Genomic DNA, 21,192 nt, shown 5'->3' with positions numbered 1-21,192 from the left:
TTGATTACATGTCAAAGAAATCCTCGACCGAGAATGTGCGCTGGCTGAACCCGGACGAAGAGCGGGCGTGGCGGGCCTACCGGCGCATGGTGGTCGCCGTGCAGGCCGCCACGGCGCGTGACCTGGCCGCGGTCGGGCTCTCCGAGCCCGACTACGAGGTGCTCAGCACGTTGTCGGAGCGGCCCGACCACACCAGCACCCTGCGGGAACAGGCCGCCAAGATGCGGTGGTCCCGCAGCCGGCTCTCCCGGCACGCCACCAGGATGGAAGCGCGCGGCCTCCTGCAACGGGCACCCGACCCGGCGGATGGCAGAGGATGTTTCCTCATTCTCACCGCCCACGGCCTGGACACGCTCGAAAACGCCGCCCCGGCGCATGTCGCCTCGGTGCGACGCCACTTCATCGACCGGCTCCCGCCCGAGGACCTCGGCGCCCTCGAACGCATCGCCCGGAAGCTGGAGGACATCGAGGGCTGACGGCGAGCGCCGATCAGCCGCGCACCTACGACGGCGACCGGCGAGACCCGGTATCCGTCGCGACCGGCGACGAAGCCCGCGTCAGCCACTACGAGCGACGAGGAGACCCACTCCCGTCCTGACGGACCAACACCGTTGCAGGACTAGACTTCGGGGCATGATGTTCGGCACCGATCGCACCGTGGAGAGCCGGCTCGTCCGGGTGGAGCGGAAACTCGATCTGATCATGCGTCACCTCGGCATCGAGGAGGACGACTCGGAACTCGCCCAGGTCCGGGCGCTCGTGGACGAAGGCCGGACGATGGAGGCGATCAAGGTCCATCGGGAGACCACCGGCGCGAGTCTCAAAGAGGCGAAAGACGTGGTCGACGCCATCAAGGCGGGACGCCGCTGACCCCCGGTCCCGCGTCATGGACACCCGCCTCGCAAGCGGACTCGGTCCGACGCGGCGCCGGCATGGTCCGATCGACATCTCGCGGCTCCCGGCGCACGCAAGCGAGCACCGACGCTACGACGTGACCGCCCACATCGGCTCACAGCGAGCCGTTGGCCCCTGTACGACCTCGCCTGCACCATGGCGACACACCAAGGCGTCACGGCAGTAGGCGAGTTGCGGGCACATCACACCGTGGGTCGAACGGTCGGCGCGTATTGCCCCCGGTTCACGAACTCCCGGACCTGCACGTGGGACGTGAAGGCGGTACTCCGGGAGCGGTGCTCGGGTGGTCCGTGGCTCGGTGGAGCCGAGAGGCCGCCTCCTCCGACCGACCCCGCGAACGGCGGGCGCAGCGGGCCGAATCCGTCCACCGGAGGCCGTATCGGGGGCGGCTTCCACGATCATGGGGCCATGCGTGCCGCCCGCCTGATCCGTATGGCCTTGCTCGTCCAGTTGAGCCCCGGCCTGACCGCCTCCGCCATCGCCCGCGAGCTGGACGTCTCCGAGCGCACGGTGATCCGCGACGTCCAGGCGTTGCAGGAGGCCGGCATCCCCGTCAGGTCGGAGCGCGGCCGGGTGGGCGGGTACCACCTGGCGCCGGGCTATCGAACCCGACTCGCCACACTGCACCCCTCGGAGGCGGAGACGCTGTTCCTTTCCGGTCTGCCCACGGCGCTACAGGATCTGGGGTTGTCGGATGTGGCGAACAGCGCCCGCCTGAAGTTGACGGCCACCCTGCTCCCGTCGGTGCGGGCGGCGGCCGAGTCGTCGGTGCGCCGGTTCCATCTCGATGCGCCGGCCTGGTTTCGGGAGCCGTGCACGCCCGGACTGCTGCCGGAACTGGCCCGCGCCGTGTGGTCCGACCACATGGTCGAACTGGCCTATGCGCGGCCGGGCCGCGACGGCGCGCCGCCCACCACGGTGTCCCGTGTGGTCGAGCCGTACGGGCTCGTCCTCAAAGCGGGCTTTTGGTACCTCGTGGCTCGGCACCCGGCCGACGGGGCGAGCCGTGACGGGGCTTGGCGCACCTACCGCGTCGACCGCGTCACGGCACTGGCTCCCGGTGCGCCGGTACCGTTCGTGCGCGATGCCGCTTTCGACCTGGCCGCGCACTGGGCAAAACACGCGGCCGGGTTCGCCCGGACCCTGCTGCGCACGAGGGTCACGGTGCGTCTGACGGAGCAGGGTTTGCGCCGCCTGCCCGCCGTGGTCGACGAGGCCGGTGTCCAGGAGGCGTTGGCGGGCGCGAGCGAGCCGGATGCCACCGGGCTGGTGACGCTCGACGTGCCGGCGGAGTCACCGGATGTCGCCTTCGACCAGCTGAGCAGGCTCGGCGCGGACGTCGAGGTGGTGGCGCCGGCGGGACTGCGCGCCCGCTTCCGCGAGCGCGCACTCGCCCTTGCCGCGCTGTACGGGGCGGAGCCGCTGGATCAGCGGTAGTCGTCCGCCGAGGCGTCCTTCCCGCCGTGGGTCACGTCCTCGAAGTACGCCCAGGCGTCCGGCCGGCTGCCGTCCACGTCCCGGACGCCGTAGATCCCGGCGAGTTCCCCGCTGGAGGTGGACCTGCCGTTCCAGCGTTCGGCCCGGTCCGGGTCGGCGGCCAGGGCGGCGACCGTGCGGGCGAGGAAGTACGGGGACTCGGCGATCGCGAAGGCCGGTTCCCGGGCGATGGCGTCGCGCCAGTTCTCCTCGGTCACGCCGAAGTGGGCGAGCATCTGCTCCGAGCGCATGAACCCCGGCGAAACGGCGACCGCCGTGCCACCGTACTGCGCCAGTTCTTGGCCCAACCCGAAGGCGAGCCGGATGGGGGCGTTCTTGGCGAGGTCGTAGTACATGTTCTCGCGGTAGCGGCGGTTGGAGACCGCGGTGCCGTCGGTGATCTCCACGTGCAGCGGTGCGTCCGAGCGGATCAGGAGCGGCAGCACGAGCGCCGCGGTGATCACGTGTGAGCGGACACCGAGATCCAGGATGCGCAGGCCGTCGGCGAGCGGGGTCTCCCAGCTCTTCTTGCCGAAGACCGAGGCGACGAGGAGATGCTCGCCACCCCAGAGGTCGTTGACGAGGATGTCAAGCCGCCCTTGCTCCTGGTCGATCCGCCGGACGAGGGAGCGGACTTGCTCCTCGTCGAGGTGGTCGGTGGGGACGGCGGTGCCCGTGCCGCCGGCCGCGGTGACGAGTTCCGCGGTCTCCTCGATGGTCTCCGTCGCCCGGCCGACCTCGCTGGCCTGCGTGCGGGTGGTGCGTCCGGTGACATAGACGGTGGCCCCGGCCCGCCCGAGCTCGACGGCTTGGGCACGCCCGGCGCCGCGGGTGGCTCCGGCCACGAGTGCGATTCGGCCCGCGAGCGGGCGCTCCTGGGAGGCGTTTCGATCGATGTTCGGAAGCGACGTTTTTTGGCTCATGCCATTGATCGTCCACGCCAATGGCGACAGAACACGTCACCCTTTCCCGGATGTTCCGCGCGCACCGGGCCGGACCGCCCGCGGGCACGTTCGCGAGGCGATCCGGTTCGCGCGGTCGGGTGCGTTGGCGGCGCCATCGCACGTACATCGAGTCGACTGTGCCGGCGGCGGTGACCGTGGAACCTCGGTCAGTGGACGACGTCGAAGACGTTCTTCTGCACGCCGTTGGCGTATGCCTCGTGCTCGACGAGCTTCAGCTTCTGGGTGTCCTTGTCCGTGGCGCTGAACAGGCGCTTGCCCGCACCGAGCAGGAGCGGGAACACGAGCAGGTGGTAGCGGTCGATCAGGCCGGCGTCCGACAGGGCCTGGTTCAACGTGGCGCTTCCGTGCACGATGATCGGGCCGCCGTCGGTCTGCTTCAGCGCGGCGACGTCCTCGAGCGAGCGCAGGATCGTGGTCTCGCCCCAGTTCGACACCAGGTCGCCCTCGGACAACGTGGTGGAGACGACGTACTTCGGCATCACCTTGTAGTCGGCGAAGTCGGCCATGTCCGGCCACACCGCGCTGAACGCCTGGTAGCTGACCCGGCCCATCATCATCGCCGCGGCTTCCTGCTGTTCACGGCCCTTGATCTCGAAGGCCTCGGGGAGGAACTCGATGTCCTTGAAGGTCCATCCGGAGTTGCGGTAGCCGGGCTCCCCGCCCGGGGCCTCCACGACGCCGTCGAGCGAGACGAAGGCGGTGCTGATCAAAGTACGCATCGAAGATTCCCAGATGTCTCGTTGCCGTTTCCGGCGGGTTCGGTCGGTGTGCGCTCGTTTCGCGGCGCACCGGACATGATCTTGGACTGTGGATCGCGGGGAAACCCGTCTTCCCCTGTTCGAGTTATTCGGGCGCCCGGCTGTGGTCGCGCCAGTGACGCCGCGGCGCCGGGTAGCCCATGGGTGCTCAGGCGAAGAAGTCGAGGAGAACGGGCGCCAGGACAGCCGGGGCGACGTCGTGGGTCTGGCCCGGCAGGCTGAGGTAGCCGGCGGCGGGGATCGCGGCGGCGACGGCGCGGGTGGGGGCGCGGAGGATTTCGGGGCTTGCGTCACCGTCGATGGCGAGGACGGGCACGGTGATGTCCGCGAGGAGCCCGGCGGGGACCCCCGCGCCGGTGTCGATGCCCAGTGCCGCGGCGTCGTAGGCGAGGGTGGGCGCGACGGCTTCGAACGCGGGCCACATCGGGGTGGCGCGCATCTGCTCGACCGCCGGGGCCGGAGCGCCCGCATAGCGCATGAGTTCGGCGACGGCGTCGCCGTGCCGGTCCTCCACGAGCGCGGCACGGAGGTTGCGGACGTAGCCGGCGAAATCCGCGGCGCCGGCCTCGTCGGTGGTGAACGGGGGCTCGTACACGGCGACCTTGCGCACGCCGATCCCGGCGGTGGCGGCGCGCAGGGCGAGCGCGGAACCCGACGACATTCCGACGAGGTACGCCGTCCCGCCGGCCGCGGCGATGACCGCGGCGAGGTCCTCGATCTCGCGGTCGACGTCGAACGGCGCGGTGTCGCCACTGGCGCCGCGCCCGCGCCGGTCGTAGGTGAGGACCGTGTGGTGGGCGGCCAATTCCGCGGCGAGGGCGGGGCCGGGGCCGAAGGCGCGGTGGCACAGGGCACCGTCGACGAACACGACCGCCGGACCGGTTCCGGTGGAGGTGTAGGCGATGGGCGTGCCGTCCGCGGAGACGACGGGGGCGGGAGCGAGCGTGACGGTCATGACGAGCCTTTCGAGATGGGCGCGGGGCCGGTGTGCACGCGACGGACCGCTATTGTGGACAACGTCCACATGGTGCGGGCGGTCGGGACCGGCCGCCGCGGCGGATGTCAGGATCCTGCCACACACATGTGGACGCCGTCCACAATGGAGGAAGTGTGCCCGTCGACCGCCCCGAGCCCCCGTCCCGCTCGCGCAGCACCTACCGGCACGGCGATCTGCGCCGGGCGCTGATCGAGGCCGCTTTGGAACTGGCCCGCGCCGGAGGACCCGACGCGGTGGTACTGCGGGAGACCACACGCCGCGTGGGCGTCGCCCCGAACGCCGCCTACCGCCACTTCGCCGACCGCCACGCCCTCCTCGCCGCCGTCGCCCAGGCCGCCATGGCCCGACTGGCGGTCACGATGGAGACCGAGATCGACGCCGCCACCGCACACTTGGCCCAAGACGCCGACCGGCTCTCCACCGCCTACGCGCGCTTCCGCGCCGTCGGACAGGGCTACGTCGCCTTCGCCCAGGCCGAACCCGGCCTGTTCCGGATCGCGTTCACCTTCCACGCCGACATGGCCCAGGCCGAGGACGGCACCGCCGCCGGAACCGCGGGGCGCACCCCGTTCCAGATCCTCGGCGACGCCCTCGACGACCTGGTCGACGCCGGGGCACTCGACGAAACCCGCCGCCCCGGCGCCGAGTTCCTGGCCTGGTCCGCCGTCCACGGCCTCGCCGCGCTGCTCGTCGACGGCCCCCTGCGCGGCCTCCCCCCCGCCCAGGCCCGCGCGTCCACCGACGACCTCGTCGACATGATCGAACACGGCCTCCTCACACCACCGCCAACGGACGACCACCCGGGCACGCATGGGTGAATGTCCCTACGGACTGCGGAACCCGGGCGCGCGGACGGCTTCGGACGTGCCGTATCGGCGACCCCACCAAAACCACGGCAAGGCGACGCCGGGACCATGGTCTGGATCGCAGACCTCGCACGACCCGACATCCACTGACCGCAACCGGACATATGACCTAGGCGGGGAGCGGGGGCTCGGTGGTCTTCAGGGCCGTCAGGAAGGCGGTCCAGGTGGCTTCGTGGAAGAGGAAGGTGCCTTGGGTGGGCACCTTGGAGTCGCGTATGGAGATGGCGTGCGCGGGAGTGCGGGCTCCCTCGACGCAGTCGACGTCCGTGCTGTAACTGGACTTGAACCAATCGTTGGTGGTCATGGATCAGACCTCCTTAATCGCCTGATGAATCATGTTCCGGGATTCCTGGGGCCCCGGAGCCAGAGCCCGAAGTTCGCTGAACGTGTGCTCATAGCTGTCGACGATGCCATCGTCGGTGACGACCCAACCGGCGGCCAGGTTCTCCAAGTAGACGATCGGCCTCGAAAGAGACGTCCTGGCGAACCGGAAGATGGCAAAGGGACCATTCATGCCGAGGTGAAATCCCGCGCCGAACGGCATGACCTGCACTTGAACATTCCGCATGGTCGCGAGATCCGCGAGGTGTTCAAGCTGCTCGCGGGTCACGGTCGAATCGCCCGCGCGTCGGCGCAGTACCGTCTCACTCAGGATGACGAAGAGTTCCAAGGGCGCTTCCGCGCGGTGCAGCACGGCCTGCCGGGCCACTCGTGCGGCAACGCGTACTTCGATCTCTTCGGAGCTGTAACTCCTCGACGCGGTCTGGTGAATCGCCCTGGCATAGGCTTCCGTTTGAAGCAATCCCGGCACGTAGTCCGACTGGTAGGTGCGCACTACGGCTGCCGACGCCTCCAAACCCACAAAAGCGTGGATGGCCGGCCGGACTGCCGGCCGCTCCCCGATCGACGTCCATCGGTTCTGCTTCGTCTTGGTCACCGTGGCGTAGTCGATCAGCAGGGACCGCGTCTCGGCGTCCGCCTTGTAGACGTCGCACAGCATCGCCACGTCCTCCGGCTCGGCGATGACGTTGTCCCCGTATTCCAGTCGGGTCAGCTTCGACGGGCTCCACAGGAGCCTCTTCGCCACCTGGCTCGACTTCAGAGCGGCCTCACCACGCAACCGACGTAGTTCCGCCCCGAGTTGCAAACGGCACAGGGCAGGCGTGCCCAACTCGATGTCCTGGGTCATTTTCCGTTCCTCCGCACACGATTTCAGTGTCCCGGCGAACGTCCCGCCCCGGCAAGAACGTTCTGCGTCGCAGCGGGAATTACCGTGCGCGAGTGCATTTCGGCTCATCTCGGCCCGTAATCCCGCCGCCATGCTAGTGGCCGAAACTCACGCGTCGCCGCCGAATCGGTGCATTGCGTGATCATGGTGGAGGTGTCAGTGCCGCCCGAAGTCCTCCTCCTCCGCCTCCCGTCCCGGCCACGTCAGCCGCGTCGGCGCCGCCGGGGTCTCGGCCACCACTCTCCCCCGCGAGATCACGTGGCTCGGCCGCACCTGGCGGCGTAGCACGTCGAAGGGGGAATCGGCGGGCAGGAGCAGGAAGTTGGCCGGGCGGCCGATCGCGATGCCATATCGCTCGCCCAGGTCCAGGACCCCGGCGGCCCGCGTCGTGACCATCGCGAACGCCTCGTCGATTTCCGTCTGGCCGGACAGTTGCGCGGCCAGGATGCCGGCGTGGGCCACCTGGATCGGGTTGGCCGTGCCCAATGGGAACCACGGGTCCATCACGTCGTCGTGGCCGAATGCCACATTGACGCCGGCAGCCAGCATCTCCTTGACCTGGGTCAGGCCGCGGCGCTTGGGGTAGTCGTCGAAGCGGCCCTGGAGGGTCAGGTTCACCATCGGGTTGCTCACCAGGTTGATGCCCGAACGGGCCACGATCCGGCGCAACTTGCGGCTGTACGCGCCGTTGTACGAGCCCATCGCGGTGGTGTGACTGGCCGTCACCCGGGAGCCGAGGCCGCCGCGCCGGGCCAGCGTGGCGACCACCTCGACGAATCGGGACTGCTCGTCGTCGATCTCGTCGCAGTGCACGTCCACCATCAGCCCGTGCCGCTCGGCGAGTTCGAAGGCGATCGCCAACGACCGCACGCCGTCCTCGCGGGTGTCCTCGAAGTGCGGGATGGCCCCGATCACATCCACCCCGGCAGCCACGGCCCGCTCCATCAGCGCCTCCCCGCCGTCGAAGGACACGATGCCCTCCTGGGGAAACGCCACCACCTGGAGGTCGAGCACATCCCGAACCCGCTCGCGCAGTTCGATCAGCGCGTGCAGCGCGGTGAGTTCGGGGTCGGTGACGTCGCAGTGGCTGCGTACGTGCAGTACGCCGTGGGCCACCTGCCAGCGCAACACCTGTTCGGCGCGGGCCAGTACGTCCTCGCGTGTGAGCATCGCCTTGCGTTCGGACCAGCGTTCGATGCCTTCCCACAACGTGCCGGAGGTGTTCCAGCGGGGTTGGCCGGCGGTCAGGGCCGTGTCGAGGTGGATGTGCGGCTCGACGTACGGCGGCGTGGCCAGCGCGCCGGCGGCGTCCACGACCGGACCGGTCGGCGCGACGGCTCGCGTCCCGGCGGGGAGGATGTCGGTGACGATGCCGTCCGTCACCACGATGTCGACCCGGTCGACCCGGTCGGCCCGGTCGAGGAGCCGGCAGTCGGTCACGGTGAGGCTGCTCTGCATGTTCGGTCGCTCCAGGGATGGTTCGGGGATCGGAATCGGGTTCACGATCGGGCGGGTTCGGGCACCCGCTCCTGCTTGCGCTCGTGGCGACCCAGCACCAGGTAGAGCCCACCCGCGACGATCGCGCCCGCCAACCAGGACAGGTCCACGTTGCCGATCGCCCGGGCGCCCGGGCCGCGCAGCGCCTCGGGGACGCCGTACTCGAAGCACCAGGTGGCGACCATGCCGCACAGCAGCGCGACGATCGCCGACCAGCGCACGTCGGCGCGCAGGCCGCGGCGCGGCGCGGCGTACAGCGCGGCGACGTCCACGCGCTGTCGGGCGAACACGTAGAAGTGCACCAACATCACCGCGGCCCACGGCGCGACCCAGGTGACCATGCCCGCGAGCCAGGTGTCCAGGGTGTGCGCCAGGCTCGCCCGGAAGACCAGGAGCAGCGTGAACACGGTGGCGAACGCGCCCACCAGGCAGGACAACACGCGCCGCGAGACCTTGATGTCCAGGGTCTGCGCACAGAGCGAACAGCTGTACAGATTCAGGATGTTGGTGGCGATCGGCCCGTGCAGCACGAGCAGCAGCACGGGGATGGCGAGCGGGCCGAACGAGTCGACGATCAGTTGCCCCGGGTCGGCCTTGGCGTTCACCGTGGCCAGTGACGCGCCGAGCACGCCGAGCCAGACCACGGGGACGAACTGGCCCAGCACGCTGGCCGCGTACAGCTTGCGGCGGGAGGTGGTGCGCGGCACGAAGCGGGAGTAGTCGGAGGCGTAGGCGAACCACGTGATGCCCCAGCCGACGCCGATCGCGGTCATCACCGTGCTCATCGCCGACCAGCGGTCGCCGCCGCTCAACGTGCTCGCGTGGCCCCAGTCGATGTCGAGCCGGGTCCAGGCCACCGCGGTCATCGCGGCCAGCACGACCAGGGTGGCGGGTACGGTCCAGCGCTCGAAGCCGGCGATGGCGGCGAAGCCGGATGCGGCGATCGCGATCTGGACGGCCATCACCACCAGGACGACCACGACCTTGGTGCCATTGCCGCCCTCGTAGCCGACGCTGTCGAGGAGGGCCATCACGAGGTCGAGCACGATCCAGGTGTTGATCGCGCACCACCCGGCGGAGATCACGCCCTGGACGGCGGCGGGCAGGTAGGCGCCGCGCCGACCGAACGCGGCCCGGGCCAGCACCATCTGGGTCACGCCGGTGCGCTGGCCCATCAGTACGAACAGGCCGAAGACGCCCATGCCGATCAGGTTGCCGACGATCAGGACCAGTACGGTGTCGACCAGTCCCAGGCCGAGCACGATGCCGAGGGCGCCCAGGACCCAGTTGATCGGCGCGATGTTGGCGCCGGCCCAGATCCAGAACTGGTGCGCGGGCGTCGAGTCGCGGGCCTCGTCGGGTACCGGTTCGAGGGACTGGGTGTGGTCGACCTGGATGTGGTCGACCGCGCGCTCGGGGCGAGCGGGTTGCGCGGGGTGGTCGAGGGTTGCCACGGAGACCTCCGGTGGGACGGAGCGGAGCACTGCGATGGGGGACGCGGTGCGATGCGATGTGGTCTGCGGTGAGAGCTACGGTGGGGTGATCACCGAAGGTTCCTCGGCCGGGCGGGTCGTGACAACGGACACCGTGACCGCCATACTGACGGATCTTCCGGACGGAGTGTCCATGACGCTGTCCCTGCGCGCGGTCCTCGACCATCCGCTGATGCGCGGAGCCGACCCGGCGGTACCGGATCCGCACGCGGACCTGGATCGCCCGGTGCGCTGGGTGCACTCCAGCGAGATCTACGAGATCGCCCCGCTGCTGCGCGGCGACGAACTGCTGCTCACGACGGGTCTGGGCCTGGCCGGACGGGACGCGGGCGAGCGGCGACGCTATGTCACGGAGCTGGCGGCGGCGGGCGTGGCCGGGGTGGCCCTGGAGGTCGGCCGTACGTTCCGCGAGGTCCCGGACGACGTGGTTCGCGCGGCGGCGGACGCGGGGCTGCCGCTGGTCGTCCTGCGCGGCGTCGTGCCGTTCGTCGAGATCGCCGAGGCGGTCAACGCGGCCATCCTCGACTCGGCGGTGACGCGACTGCGCCACGTCAACCGCATCGTGCGAACCCTGTCCGGCGTCCTGGCGCGGGGCGCGGGCGTCGAAGAACTCACCACCACGCTGTCCACGCTCACCAACCGTCCGGTGGTCTTGGCGGCCCTCGACGGAACGCTCACCGCCTACGCGGGCACGGACGACCCGACCGCGGTCGTCAGGACCCCAACAGCCGAAGCCGGCGTCGAACTCAGGGGCGCACTGTGGGGACGCCTACTCGTGGGCCCGGCGGGCGCAGCGGACGCGGCGGACGCGGCGGACGCAGCCAATACCAACATGGCCGGCACGACGGACGCCAACCCATCGCCGGGCGCGACAGGCGCGGCCAACCACAACGCGACCGGCCCCGCGACCGGCGCAACCAGGACGGCGGGCACGGCCGGCAGCACGGACGCCACTCATATGCCGGGCGCGGCAGGCGCGGCCGACCCCAACACGGCCAACGCCACGGCCAGCGCAACCAGAACACCAGGCACGGCCCGCACGACCGACGCCAACCACATGCCGGGCGCGGCAGGCGCGGCCGGCCCCAACACGGCCAACGCCACGACCAGCACAACCAGAACACCAGGCACGGCCCGCACGACCGACGCCAACCACATCCCGGGTGCGGCGACGCCGAGCGCTGCCCCCGTCGACGGGCCCTGGTCGACCGCCGGAGCGGCGATCGCGCGGGAGGTGGCCGAGCACGCCGCACAGGTGTTCGCGCCCGCCCTGTTGCGGCTCGCCGACCGTGGTGGCTGGGTGGGCCGCGAGCGGCGGGAGCTCGTGGAAGGGCTGCTCGGCGACGCGTTGCCCCCGCGCGAGGTCGCCGCGCGCCTGACGGTGTGCGGCCTCGTCCCGGCCGGCACCGCCGTGTGGGCGACCGTCGCCCTGCGCCGGCCCGACCCGGTGCAGGCGGTGACCACCCTGTACGAGGGCCTGCGCGCGTGCGGCGGCCGCGGCCTCGTCAGCGACGGCCCCGGCGGCGCGTACGCCCTGATCGCCCTGGACCGCCCCACCCACATCGCCGAACTCGCCGACCGCCTCGGTCTGCCCGGGGCCGCCGGCCACGAGCCGACCGCCGCCCTCGGCCCGCTCGTGCGGGACGTGGCCCGGGTCGGACACAGCCTGCGCGCCGCGCGCGACACCCTGCGCCTGGCCCGCCGAGTACACCCGATCCGGCCCACCGGCGTCGCCGAAACCGTACTCGCCGACGACTGGGCCCTGGAACGCCTCCTGGACGGACTGCCCCCGGAGGAACTGGCCGACCTCGTCGAGGACCAACTCGGCCCGCTCCTGGCCGCCGACGCCACCCGCGGCACCGGTCTGGTGGACACCCTCGAGGCGTACCTGCGCTGCGGCTGCTCCAAGACCGGGACCGCCGGCGTCCTGTTCCTCCGCCGCCAATCGGTCCACCAACGCCTCGCCCTGATCGAATCCCTGCTCCACGTAAGCCCCGACGCCCCCGACCGCCAGGGCCCCCTACGCGCCGCGCTCACCGCCCGCGACCTCCTCACCACCCGAGGCCCGAACCCGACCTGAGGCGTGTCTTCAATCTCCCGCCGGGCTCCACGACGCCCGGCACCGCACCCGACCCGACACCGCGGCCGAAGTCCCGCTCCCACGACGGCGAACGGCATCGGCCGGCCGAGTCCCGTCCATTTCCGGCCACGACCGCCATCCCCATCGACGGCCCGCGACACCTTGATCACCATGAGTTCATCCCGGCTTGGGCCAACCATCCCGACTATGCCGCGATGGCGGAAATTGTTATATCCGATCCCGGTCATCAAACCGGAAATCAGCCGCCATTATGGACAGTTCGATCTTGACGGTGAACTCGCCGGAGTGGGAATCTCGGCTGCCCTCATCGAGGGTCTTTTTCGGTCCTGGGGGGGACGAAGCGGTCTTCGGGCGAGCGCAGCGAACCGTCTCGGTGGCGATTCTCGTTTCGGGTGACGCGAGTGATCCTCCGGGATGCGATTCACTCCTGCCCAAGAGGTATCTCCATGTCTTCGTCCTCCACGCTCGCCCGCTGGGCGGCCGTATTGGCCATACCGTCACTGGCCGTGGCGGTCGGCGCGGCGCCCGCGCTCGCCTCCGGCAACACGTACACCGTGAAGCTGCACCAGCAGACGCCCGTATCCGCCACCGACCCCGGGGTCTCGCACGAGGGCGGATGCCCGACTCCGGCCGACCAGGACGGCTGGCACTTCGTACTGCCCACCAACGAGGCGACGTTCGTCACGCTGACCGTGACGTTCCAGCCGGGTGGCCAACAGGTCCTCACCACGTTCGGTCCGCCGACCGACAAGCACGCGTACGTGGCCTCGCCGGCCGGCGCCAAGCTGACCTCGGCGGTCGCCCAGGTCAAGGGCGGCAGCGTCAAGTTCTTCAACCTGTCCCACACCTGCCCGGCGAAGTCGACGCCCACCAAGCCGCCGACGACCCCGCCGACCACCACTCCGCCCACCACGCAGCCGCCCACGACGGCCCCGCCGACCACGGCGCCGCCCACCACCCAGCCCCCGACGACGGCACCGCCCACCGGTGGGACGCCGACCACGGCCCCGCCGACCGGCACCCCGTCGACGTCCGCGTCCTCGTCGCCCTCCACCTCGGCGACCGCGACCGCGACTCAGCCCGCCACCACCGGCGGCGGCGGTGGCGGCGGCTCGCTCGCCAGCACCGGCGGCGTAGCGGTGGGCGGCCTCCTCGCCACCGCCGCGGCCCTCGTCGGCGGCGGCATGATCCTCCGCAAGCGCCGCGGCAACCGCGCCTCCTGACCCGAAGCGCGACACGGGCCCACACCATCGTGTGAACCGACCCGCCGCACGTGAGGTGTCCCGCCGAGCCCAGGCCCGGCGGGACACTTCGCGTTCCGGGCATGGTGGCGCGAGAGGTCGGCCGGATCCGGGGACCCGATCGCCGGACCGGCCCGCCGGCATTCGCCGCCCACGCGCCCCCACACACCCCGGCTTCGGCACTATGTGCCCGATTCAGCGGGGCCGTGTTGGCGAGGGCGCACCGTGAAACCCCGGGCCGGTGCTGCCTAGCGTGGGGGCATGATCGTGATTACCGGGGCCGCGGGGAAGACCGGGCGGGCGTTGACCTGGGCGTTGGCCGAGCGTGGGGTGCGGGTGCGGGCGTTGGTGCGGCGGCCCGAGCAGGTCGCGGTGGCGCTCGCGGCCGGGGCGAGCGAGGCGGTGGTGGGCGACGTCACCGTGCCGGCCGACCTTGCCGAGGCGCTGGCCGGGTGCGAGGCGATCTATCACATCGCGCCGAACGTGCACCCGGACGAACCGGCCATCGGGCGCGCCGTGATCACCGCCGCCGAGCGGGCAGGCGTGAGCCGGTTCGTGTTCCATTCCGTGTTGCGGCCCCAACTGCGGGCGATGCCGCATCACGAGGCCAAGGCGCGGGTCGAGGAGGCCCTGTTCGAGTCGGGCCTCGCGGTGACCGTGCTGCAGCCCGGGCCGTACCAGCAGAACATCCTGGACGCCCGCGACGCGATCGTGCGGATCGGCGACTACGTGGTGCCCTACCGGGTGGACGCCCCGTTCGCCGCCGTCGACCTGCGCGACGTGGCCCAGGCCGCGGCGGTCGTGTTGTGCGAGGGCGGCCACGAGAACGCGGTGTACGAACTGGCCGGCCCGGAGGCGCTGACGCCCCGGCTGATGGCCTCGCACCTGGCCGCCGTACTCGACCGCCCCGTCACCGCACGCCGGATCGACCCGCGCGAGTGGTGCGAGAACGCCCGCGCCGGCGGCCTGTCCGGCTACGCCCTGGACACGCTGACCGCGATGTTCGCGTTCTACGACCGGCACGGCCTGACCGGCAATCCGCGCACCCTGGCGATGCTGCTCGGCCGGGCGCCGACCCGCTTCGAAGACTTCGCCCGACGGGTGTTCGCCCCCGACGACGCCCACTACGCCCCGGGCTTCCAACACCAAGTATTGCCAAGCGAGCGCGATTCCTTGGGCAGTAACTGACGGCGAGCAACGCCGCGTCGCCGCCTAACTTGGACGCATTCGACGCCGGACTGCGCACCGCCGCACACATGCAGAAAGGGGTGTTCGACGTGAGCGGACCGCTCTGCGATCTCGTCGTGCTCGACCTCTCCCGCGCCCTCGCCGGCCCGCACGCCGCGATGATGCTCGGCGACATGGGCGCCCGGGTGATCAAGGTGGAGAACCCCGACGGCGGCGACGACACCCGAGGCTGGGGCCCGCCGTTCGTCGGCGCCGAGGACGCCCGCGAGTCGACCTACTTCCTCTCCTGCAACCGCAACAAGGAGTCGATAGTCCTCGATCTGAAGACCGAGGATGGCCGGGCCACCCTCGCCCGGCTGATCCGGCACAGCGACGTGCTCGTGGAGAACTTTCGCACCGGCGTGCTCGACCGGCTCGGCTTCCCGATGGAGGAGCTGACCAGGCTCAACCCGCGCCTGGTGGTGTTGTCCATCACCGGCTTCGGCCACGACGGTCCGCAGGGCGGCCGGCCCGGCTACGACCAGATCGCCCAGGGCGAGGCGGGCCTGATGAGCCTGACCGGCCCCGGCCCCGAGGACCCCACCCGCATCGGCGTACCGATCGGCGACCTGCTGGCTGGGATGTACGGCGCCTACGGCGTGGTCGCCGCGCTGCACGAGCGCGAGCGCACCGGCCTGGGCCGGGTCGTGCGCACCTCGCTGCTGTCCGCGATCGTCGGCGTACACGCCTTCCAGGGCACCAACTACACCGTCGCCGGCCAGGTCGGGCGCGCGCAGGGCAACCTGCACCCCTCGCTCCAGCCGTACGGCTCCTACCGCTGCAAGGACGCGATCATCCAGGTCGCGGTGGGCAGCGAGAAGTTGTGGGCCAAGTTCGCCCCGATGGTCGGCCTCGCGGTGGACGACGCCCGGTTCGCGGTCAACGCCGACCGGGTGGTCAACCGGGCCGAACTCGCGGAGGCGATCAACGCCGCGTTCGCCGCGCGCGACGTGGACGACCTGCTGCCCGAGTTGGCCGCCGCCGGCATCCCGGCCGGCGAAGTGCGCACCATCGACCGGGTCTACGACTGGGACCAGACCAAGTCGCAGGGCCTGCTGCTCGACGTCATGCACAGCACCCTCGGCCCGATCACGCTGCCCGGCCCGCCGATCCGCCTCGACGGAGTCGACGGTACGAGCGACGACGGGCGCCGGCGGCACGACGCCCCGCCGACGCTCGGCCAGCACACGGACAGCGTGCAGGCCTGGCTCGACGCCGAGGACGCCCGCGCCCTGCACGCCGCGCGGCGCGCGTGAGGGCCGAACCGGTGGGGGCGGAAGCGGTGCCGGCCGCGCCCGCTCCCGCCGCGCCGCCCCGCCGCCCCCGCGTCGGCGCGCACGACCTCATCCGCCTCGTGCTCGACCCCGACACCTGGACGAGCTGGGACGCCCCGCCGCACCGCCCCGAGCGCCTGGACCCCGGCTACCGCGACGAGTTGCGCGCCGCCGAGGCCAAGAGCGGCGTCGACGAGTCCGTGGTCACCGGCGAGGGCCGGATCCGGGGCCGCCGGGTGGCCGTGGTGGCCTGCGAATTCGGCTTCCTGGCCGGGTCGATCGGGGTCGCCTCGTCCTCGCGCCTGGTCGCCGCGATCGAACGGGCCACCGCCGAGGGCCTGCCCCTGGTCGCCTCGCCGACCTCCGGCGGCACCCGGATGCAGGAGGGCACGGTCGCCTTCCTCCAGATGGTCCGGATCAGCGCCGCCGTCGCCGCGCACAAGAGCGCCGGCCTGCCCTACCTCGTCTACCTGCGCGGCCCGACCACCGGCGGCGTACTCGCCTCCTGGGGCTCGCTCGGCCACGTCACCGCCGCCGAACCCGGCGCGCTGATCGGCTTCCTCGGCCCGCGCGTCTACGAGGCGCTGTACGGCCGGCCGTTCCCCGAGGGTGTCCAGGTCGCGGAGAACCTGTACGCGCACGGCCTGGTCGACGCCGTCGTCGAGCCCGACCGGCTCGGCGACGTGGCCGCCCGGGTCCTGGACATCGTCACCGCGCCGCGCGAGAACCTGCCCGACGTGGCCCCGCTGCCCGTCGAGGACCTGGCCGACGTACCCGCGTGGACCTCGGTCGAACTCTCCCGCCGCCCCGAACGCCCCGGCGCGCGCGCCCTGCTCCGGCACGCGGCGAGTGCCGTGGTGCCCCTGCACGGCACCGGCCAGGGGGAGAGCGACCCCGGCCTGCTGCTCGCGCTGGCCAGGTTCGGCGGCGCGCCCTGCGTCGTGCTCGCCCAGGATCGCGCCCGCCAGTCCAGCCACGGCCCGTTCGGCCCGGCCGGCCTGCGGGTGGCCCGCCGCGGCATGCGCCTGGCCGCCGAACTCGACCTGCCGCTGGTCAGCGTCGTGGACACCGGCGGCGCGGCGCTCAGCCCGGAGGCCGAGGAGGGCGGACTGGCCGGCGAGATCGCCCGCTGCCTGGCCGAACTGGTCACCCTGCCCACGCCGACCCTGTGCCTGCTGCTGGGCCAGGGCGCGGGCGGCGGCGCGCTCGCCCTGCTGCCCGCCGACCGGGTGCTCTGCGCCCAGCACGGCTGGTTGTCCCCGCTTCCGCCCGAGGGCGCCTCGGCGCTGCGCTACCGCACGCCCACCCGCGGCGCCGAGATCGCGGCGGCGCAGGGCATCCGCTCGCTCGACCTGCTGCGCGACGGCGTGGTGGACCGGATCGTCGCGGAACGGCCCGACGCGGCCGACGAGCCGATGGCGTTCCTGGCCCGGCTCGCACAGGTCCTGGAGTACGAACTGGTCGGCCTGCTGCGCCGACCGACCGAGGAACGCCGCGCGGCGCGGCTGGAGCGATACGCCCACCTCGGCTGCTGAAACGGGCGCGCGCCCGGCGTGGACCCCCGAACCCGGGCGCGCGCCACTCGGCAATTTCTGCCAGATCGATCGGTGTTTGTAGTCAAATGACTCTCAAGCCATCGACCCGGTTCCCCACCTAGAGTCCCAATTCCCGGACGGACGACGGCCCAACGGGCCGAACCGCGACGGGTGCATCGGGACTCCCGCGTACGACAGGACAGGAGAGTTCGACACATGACAACTCCCCGCACCGCGAACGGCACCCGGAGCACGAACGGCACCGGGAGAGTGCTCATCGCCCTCGGCGGCAACGCCATGACGGGGCCGGACGGGAGCGCCACCCCCGACGCCCAGCGGGCGGCCGTCGCGGTGGCGATGGAGGCGGTGGCCGACCTGATCGTCTCCGGCGTCGACGTCGTGCTCACTCACGGCAACGGCCCCCAGGTGGGCAACCTGCTGGTCAAGAACGAGTTGACCGCGCATGTCGTACCTCCCGTGACCCTGGACTGGTGCGGCGCGCAGACGCAGGGCACCCTCGGCTTCACCGTCGTCTCCGCCCTGGAGGCCGCGCTGCGCCGCCGCGGGCGGCCGGCCCGGGTGGCGGCCGTGGTCACCCGGACCCTGGTGGACGCCGCCGACCCGGCGTTCGAGCACCCGACCAAGCCGGTCGGCCGGCATCTGCCGCAGGCCGAGGCGCAGCGCTTCGTCGCGCTCGGCCAGCACTGGGAGGACCGGGGCGCCAAGGGCTGGCGTCGGGTGGTTCCGTCGCCGGATCCGCTGGAGGTGGTCGACGCGCCGGCCATCCGCACCCTGGTCGCGGCGGGCTTCACCACGGTCGCCGCCGGTGGCGGCGGCATCCCGGTGGTGCGCGACGCGGACGGCGCCGAGCGCGGCGTGGAGGCGGTCCTGGACAAGGACCTCACCGCGGCCCTGCTCGCCGCGTCGGTCGACGCGGACGTGCTGGTGATCGCCACCGATGTACCCAACGCGATGCTCGACTACGGCACCGCGAACCAGCGCGAGCTGGGCCGGGTCACCCCTGAGGAGCTGCGCGAGCACGCCGCGGCGGGGCAGTTCGCGGGGGGCAGCATGGGGCCCAAGGTCGAGGCGGCGGTGCGCTTCGTCGAGGCGGGCGGCCGGCGCTCGGTGATCACGTCCCTGGACCGGATCACCGCCGCGGTCGCCGGCGAGGCGGGCACGGTGGTGGAGGCGAACACGGCTACGGCGGCGGCACCGGCCGTGGCGGCGGCGGACGCCGGGTAGCGTCCCGTCGGCCCGCGCGCCCCGACGCGCGGGCCTGCGACGCGGGCAACGCGTCCGGAGCGGCCAAAGCATCGGGATCGGCCACAACATCCGACGCGGCCGAAGCGGTGCAACCGGCCGCAACGGTCGCAAAATCGGTCAGTATCGGTAATTCAGCGAACTCCAATGAACGAGGTGGAACGAGTGCCCAGGCCGATCGAGGTTCACAAGGTCGCCATCGAGAGCGTCACCGACGCGTCCGGATTGGCCAAGCTGATCGACGACGGCGTGTTCGCCGCGGACGACGTGCTCGCCGTCATCGGCAAGACCGAGGGCAACGGCGGGGTCAACGACTACACCCGCATCCTGGCCGACCGCGCCTTCCGCGAGGTGCTGGTCGCCAAGGGCAAGCGTTCGGTCGAGGAGGCCGGCAAGGTACCGCTGGTCTGGTCCGGCGGCACCGACGGCGTGATCTCCCCCCACGCGACCGTCTTCGCCTACGCGCCGGAGAACCGGTACGAGCCCACCGACGAGCCGCGCGTGTCGGTCGGCGTGGCGATGAGCGAGACGATCCTGCCCGAGGACATCGGCCGGGTGCCGATGGTGGAGAAGGTCGCCGCCGGCGTGCGTGCGGCGATGGCGGTCGCGGGCATCACCGACCCGGCAGACGTGCACTACGTACAGACCAAGACCCCGCTCCTGGTCCTGGACACCATCAACGACGCCAAGTCGCGCGGGTTCGACGTGTGGACCGAGGACACCCTCAAGTCCATGGACGTCTCCAACTCGACCACCGCGCTGGGCATCGCCGTCGCGCTGGGCGAGATCGACCTGCCGACGGCCGAGCAGATCCACCGCGACCTGTCGCTGTACTCGTCGGTGGCGTCCTGCTCCTCCGGCGTGGAACTCGACTGCGCGCAGATCGTGGTGGTCGGCAACGTGCGCGGCGTCGGCGGCCCGTTCCGGGTCGGTCACGGCGTGATGAAGGACGCGCTCGACGCGGACGGCATCTGGTCGGCGATCCGCTCGGCCGGGATCGACCTGCCGGAGCGTCCGCACACCTCCGACCTCGGCGACCGCCTGGTCAACGTGTTCCTCAAGTGCGAGGCCGACCCCAGCGGCAGCGTGCGCGGCCGGCGCAACATCATGCTGGACGACTCGGACGTGCACTGGCACCGGCAGATCAAGGCCACCGTCGGCGGCGTGACCGCGGCCGTCACCGGCGACCCGGCCGTGTTCGTCTCGGTCGCCGCCGTGCACCAGGGCCCCTCGGGCGGTGGACCGGTCGCGGCCATCGTCCGGATGGACTGACGCACCCGCGCTCCCGGTACCCCACGCCGACGGCCACCGCTCCCCGTTCCGGGTGGTGGCCGTCGGCATGTCCGCCCGGCCCGCGCTGCGCGGTTCCACCCCACCGGCACCAATCCCCGCACGTGTTACGGAAGTTGCCGCTCGGTGGCGGAGGGACTCGGATAGGCTCCGTACGCCCGTAAGACGCCATGGGTGAGCGCGCGAGACATCGACGAGGAGCAGCCGTGGTCGAGCGGGAGCAGGACGAGTGGGGCTTCGACGCCCTGCCGGAGGGGGAGTCGCCCGAGGACTGGGCGCCGACCGGGATCGACGTCACCGTACCCAGCGTCGCGCGGGTCTACGACGCCATTCTGGGTGGCAAGAACAACTTCGCGGTGGACCGCAGGATCGCCGACGAGGCGCTTGCGAACCTGTCCAACGAGGGCGCCTGGCACAACCGGTACATCCTGGCCCGGGGCGTGCGCTATCTGGCGGCCCAGGGCATCGACCAGTTCGTCGACCTGGGTTCGGGCCTGCCGACCGTGCAGAACACGCACGAGGTCGCCCAGGAGGTGAACCCCGACGCCGCCGTCGTCTACGTGGACAACGATCCGATCGTGCTCGCACACGGGCGGGCGCTGCTCGCGGACAACCACCGCACCCGCGTGGTGACCGCCGACCTGCGCGATCCGGCCGACGTGCTGGCCCGCCCGGAATTGCGCGAACTCATCGACTTCACCCGCCCGGTCGGCCTGCTCCTGGTGGCCGTCCTGCACCATCTCGCCGACGACGAGGACCCGGCGGGCGTGGTCCGCGCCTACCGCGACGCACTGCCGCCGGGCAGCTACATCTTCATCACCCACTTCTGCGACTCCACGCCGGAGGGGCGCGCGCTGGAAAAGATCTTCCTGACCCAGTTGGGCAGCGGTCGTTTCCGACCCCTGGAGGAAATCGAGAGCTACTTCGACGGCCTCGAACTCGTGGACCCCGGTGTGGTCCTCCTCCCCCTCTGGCACCCGGACGAGCCGGTCACCCGCCCCCTCACCCCCGAAGGCCACCTGTCCGTGGGCGGAATCGGCCGCCTTCCGGGCTGACCCTCGAACCC

The 21,192-nt window shown here is 71.7% G+C and carries 19 protein-coding genes; 12 read left to right on the top strand and 7 right to left on the bottom strand.

The genetic code is table 11. The annotated features are described in order from the left end of the window. Positions 1-8: 8 nt before the first annotated feature. The 3 genes from ACFXKZ_RS28110 (at position 9) to ACFXKZ_RS28100 (ending at position 2,352) form a co-directional block, all read left to right on the top strand. On the top strand, positions 9-476 hold the full coding sequence (locus tag ACFXKZ_RS28110; RefSeq protein ID WP_380003811.1) for a MarR family winged helix-turn-helix transcriptional regulator: 468 nt from the start codon (positions 9-11) through the stop codon (positions 474-476). Positions 477-633: 157 nt separating this feature from the next. Next, positions 634-870, top strand: a complete 237-nt coding sequence (locus ACFXKZ_RS28105; RefSeq protein WP_380003810.1) for a hypothetical protein — start codon at positions 634-636, stop codon at positions 868-870. 453 nt (positions 871-1,323) lie between these two features. After that, positions 1,324-2,352 (top strand): helix-turn-helix transcriptional regulator, encoded by a 1,029-nt coding sequence (locus ACFXKZ_RS28100; protein WP_380003809.1) that lies wholly within the window; start codon positions 1,324-1,326, stop codon positions 2,350-2,352. Here the strand turns inward: ACFXKZ_RS28100 and ACFXKZ_RS28095 are convergent. The 3 genes from ACFXKZ_RS28095 to ACFXKZ_RS28085 form a co-directional block, all read right to left on the bottom strand. After that, the gene (locus ACFXKZ_RS28095) at positions 2,343-3,314 is read right to left on the bottom strand and encodes an SDR family oxidoreductase (protein ID WP_380003808.1); all 972 of its coding nucleotides are present in this window, start codon (positions 3,312-3,314) and stop codon (positions 2,343-2,345) included. The two genes, ACFXKZ_RS28100 and ACFXKZ_RS28095, sit on opposite strands and share 10 nt — an antisense overlap. A 188-nt stretch (positions 3,315-3,502) precedes the next feature. Further along, complete coding sequence (locus ACFXKZ_RS28090; protein WP_380003807.1) at positions 3,503-4,075, bottom strand: dihydrofolate reductase family protein; 573 nt, start codon at positions 4,073-4,075, stop codon at positions 3,503-3,505. 187 nt (positions 4,076-4,262) lie between these two features. After that, positions 4,263-5,069, bottom strand: coding sequence for an alpha/beta fold hydrolase (locus ACFXKZ_RS28085; protein WP_380003806.1), 807 nt, complete (start codon positions 5,067-5,069; stop codon positions 4,263-4,265). Between the two features lie 155 nt (positions 5,070-5,224). On the opposite strand from ACFXKZ_RS28085, the gene ACFXKZ_RS28080 reads away from it, so the two are divergent. Further along, complete coding sequence (locus ACFXKZ_RS28080) at positions 5,225-5,929, top strand: TetR/AcrR family transcriptional regulator (RefSeq protein ID WP_380003805.1); 705 nt, start codon at positions 5,225-5,227, stop codon at positions 5,927-5,929. A 157-nt stretch (positions 5,930-6,086) separates the two neighbouring features. Here the strand turns inward: ACFXKZ_RS28080 and ACFXKZ_RS28075 are convergent, their stop codons facing one another. The 4 genes from ACFXKZ_RS28075 to ACFXKZ_RS28060 form a co-directional block, all read right to left on the bottom strand. Continuing rightward, positions 6,087-6,281: a DUF397 domain-containing protein gene (locus ACFXKZ_RS28075; RefSeq protein ID WP_380003803.1), complete on the bottom strand. Its 195-nt coding sequence runs from the start codon at positions 6,279-6,281 to the stop codon at positions 6,087-6,089. Positions 6,282-6,284: 3 nt separating this feature from the next. Beyond that, positions 6,285-7,166 carry a helix-turn-helix domain-containing protein gene (locus ACFXKZ_RS28070; RefSeq protein ID WP_380003802.1) on the bottom strand — a complete coding sequence of 294 codons (882 nt, stop codon included), beginning with the start codon at positions 7,164-7,166 and terminating at the stop codon, positions 6,285-6,287. A 195-nt stretch (positions 7,167-7,361) separates the two neighbouring features. Further along, positions 7,362-8,663, bottom strand: a complete 1,302-nt coding sequence (gene codA, locus ACFXKZ_RS28065; protein WP_380003801.1) for a cytosine deaminase — start codon at positions 8,661-8,663, stop codon at positions 7,362-7,364. Between the two features lie 41 nt (positions 8,664-8,704). After that, positions 8,705-10,156, bottom strand: a complete 1,452-nt coding sequence (locus ACFXKZ_RS28060; protein WP_380003800.1) for a purine-cytosine permease family protein — start codon at positions 10,154-10,156, stop codon at positions 8,705-8,707. Positions 10,157-10,328: 172 nt separating this feature from the next. On the opposite strand from ACFXKZ_RS28060, the gene ACFXKZ_RS28055 reads away from it, so the two are divergent. From ACFXKZ_RS28055 to ACFXKZ_RS28020, 8 genes are all read left to right on the top strand, one after another. Further along, entirely contained in the window at positions 10,329-12,275 is a 1,947-nt protein-coding gene (locus ACFXKZ_RS28055; protein ID WP_380003799.1) for a PucR family transcriptional regulator ligand-binding domain-containing protein, read from the top strand. A gap of 467 nt (positions 12,276-12,742) precedes the next feature. Next, entirely contained in the window at positions 12,743-13,519 is a 777-nt protein-coding gene (locus tag ACFXKZ_RS28050; RefSeq protein WP_380003798.1) for an LPXTG cell wall anchor domain-containing protein, read from the top strand. A gap of 279 nt (positions 13,520-13,798) precedes the next feature. Continuing rightward, the gene (locus ACFXKZ_RS28045) at positions 13,799-14,725 is read left to right on the top strand and encodes an SDR family oxidoreductase (protein ID WP_380003797.1); all 927 of its coding nucleotides are present in this window, start codon (positions 13,799-13,801) and stop codon (positions 14,723-14,725) included. 29 nt (positions 14,726-14,754) lie between these two features. Next, on the top strand, positions 14,755-16,020 hold the full coding sequence (locus ACFXKZ_RS28040; protein WP_380003796.1) for a CaiB/BaiF CoA transferase family protein: 1,266 nt from the start codon (positions 14,755-14,757) through the stop codon (positions 16,018-16,020). Between the two features lie 11 nt (positions 16,021-16,031). Beyond that, positions 16,032-17,573: a carboxyl transferase domain-containing protein gene (locus tag ACFXKZ_RS28035; protein ID WP_380003795.1), complete on the top strand. Its 1,542-nt coding sequence runs from the start codon at positions 16,032-16,034 to the stop codon at positions 17,571-17,573. A 216-nt stretch (positions 17,574-17,789) separates the two neighbouring features. Next, positions 17,790-18,818 carry a carbamate kinase gene (locus ACFXKZ_RS28030; protein WP_380003794.1) on the top strand — a complete coding sequence of 343 codons (1,029 nt, stop codon included), beginning with the start codon at positions 17,790-17,792 and terminating at the stop codon, positions 18,816-18,818. A 183-nt stretch (positions 18,819-19,001) separates the two neighbouring features. Then, the gene (locus ACFXKZ_RS28025) at positions 19,002-20,108 is read left to right on the top strand and encodes a ring-opening amidohydrolase (protein ID WP_126637145.1); all 1,107 of its coding nucleotides are present in this window, start codon (positions 19,002-19,004) and stop codon (positions 20,106-20,108) included. Positions 20,109-20,332: 224 nt separating this feature from the next. Further along, positions 20,333-21,181, top strand: a complete 849-nt coding sequence (locus ACFXKZ_RS28020; RefSeq protein WP_380003793.1) for an SAM-dependent methyltransferase — start codon at positions 20,333-20,335, stop codon at positions 21,179-21,181. Positions 21,182-21,192: the final 11 nt, after the last annotated feature.

The sequence above is a fragment of the Embleya sp. NPDC059237 genome (assembly GCF_042754105.1).
Taxonomy (GTDB): domain Bacteria; phylum Actinomycetota; class Actinomycetes; order Streptomycetales; family Streptomycetaceae; genus Embleya.
This window is presented reverse-complemented; position numbering and strand designations above follow the sequence as displayed.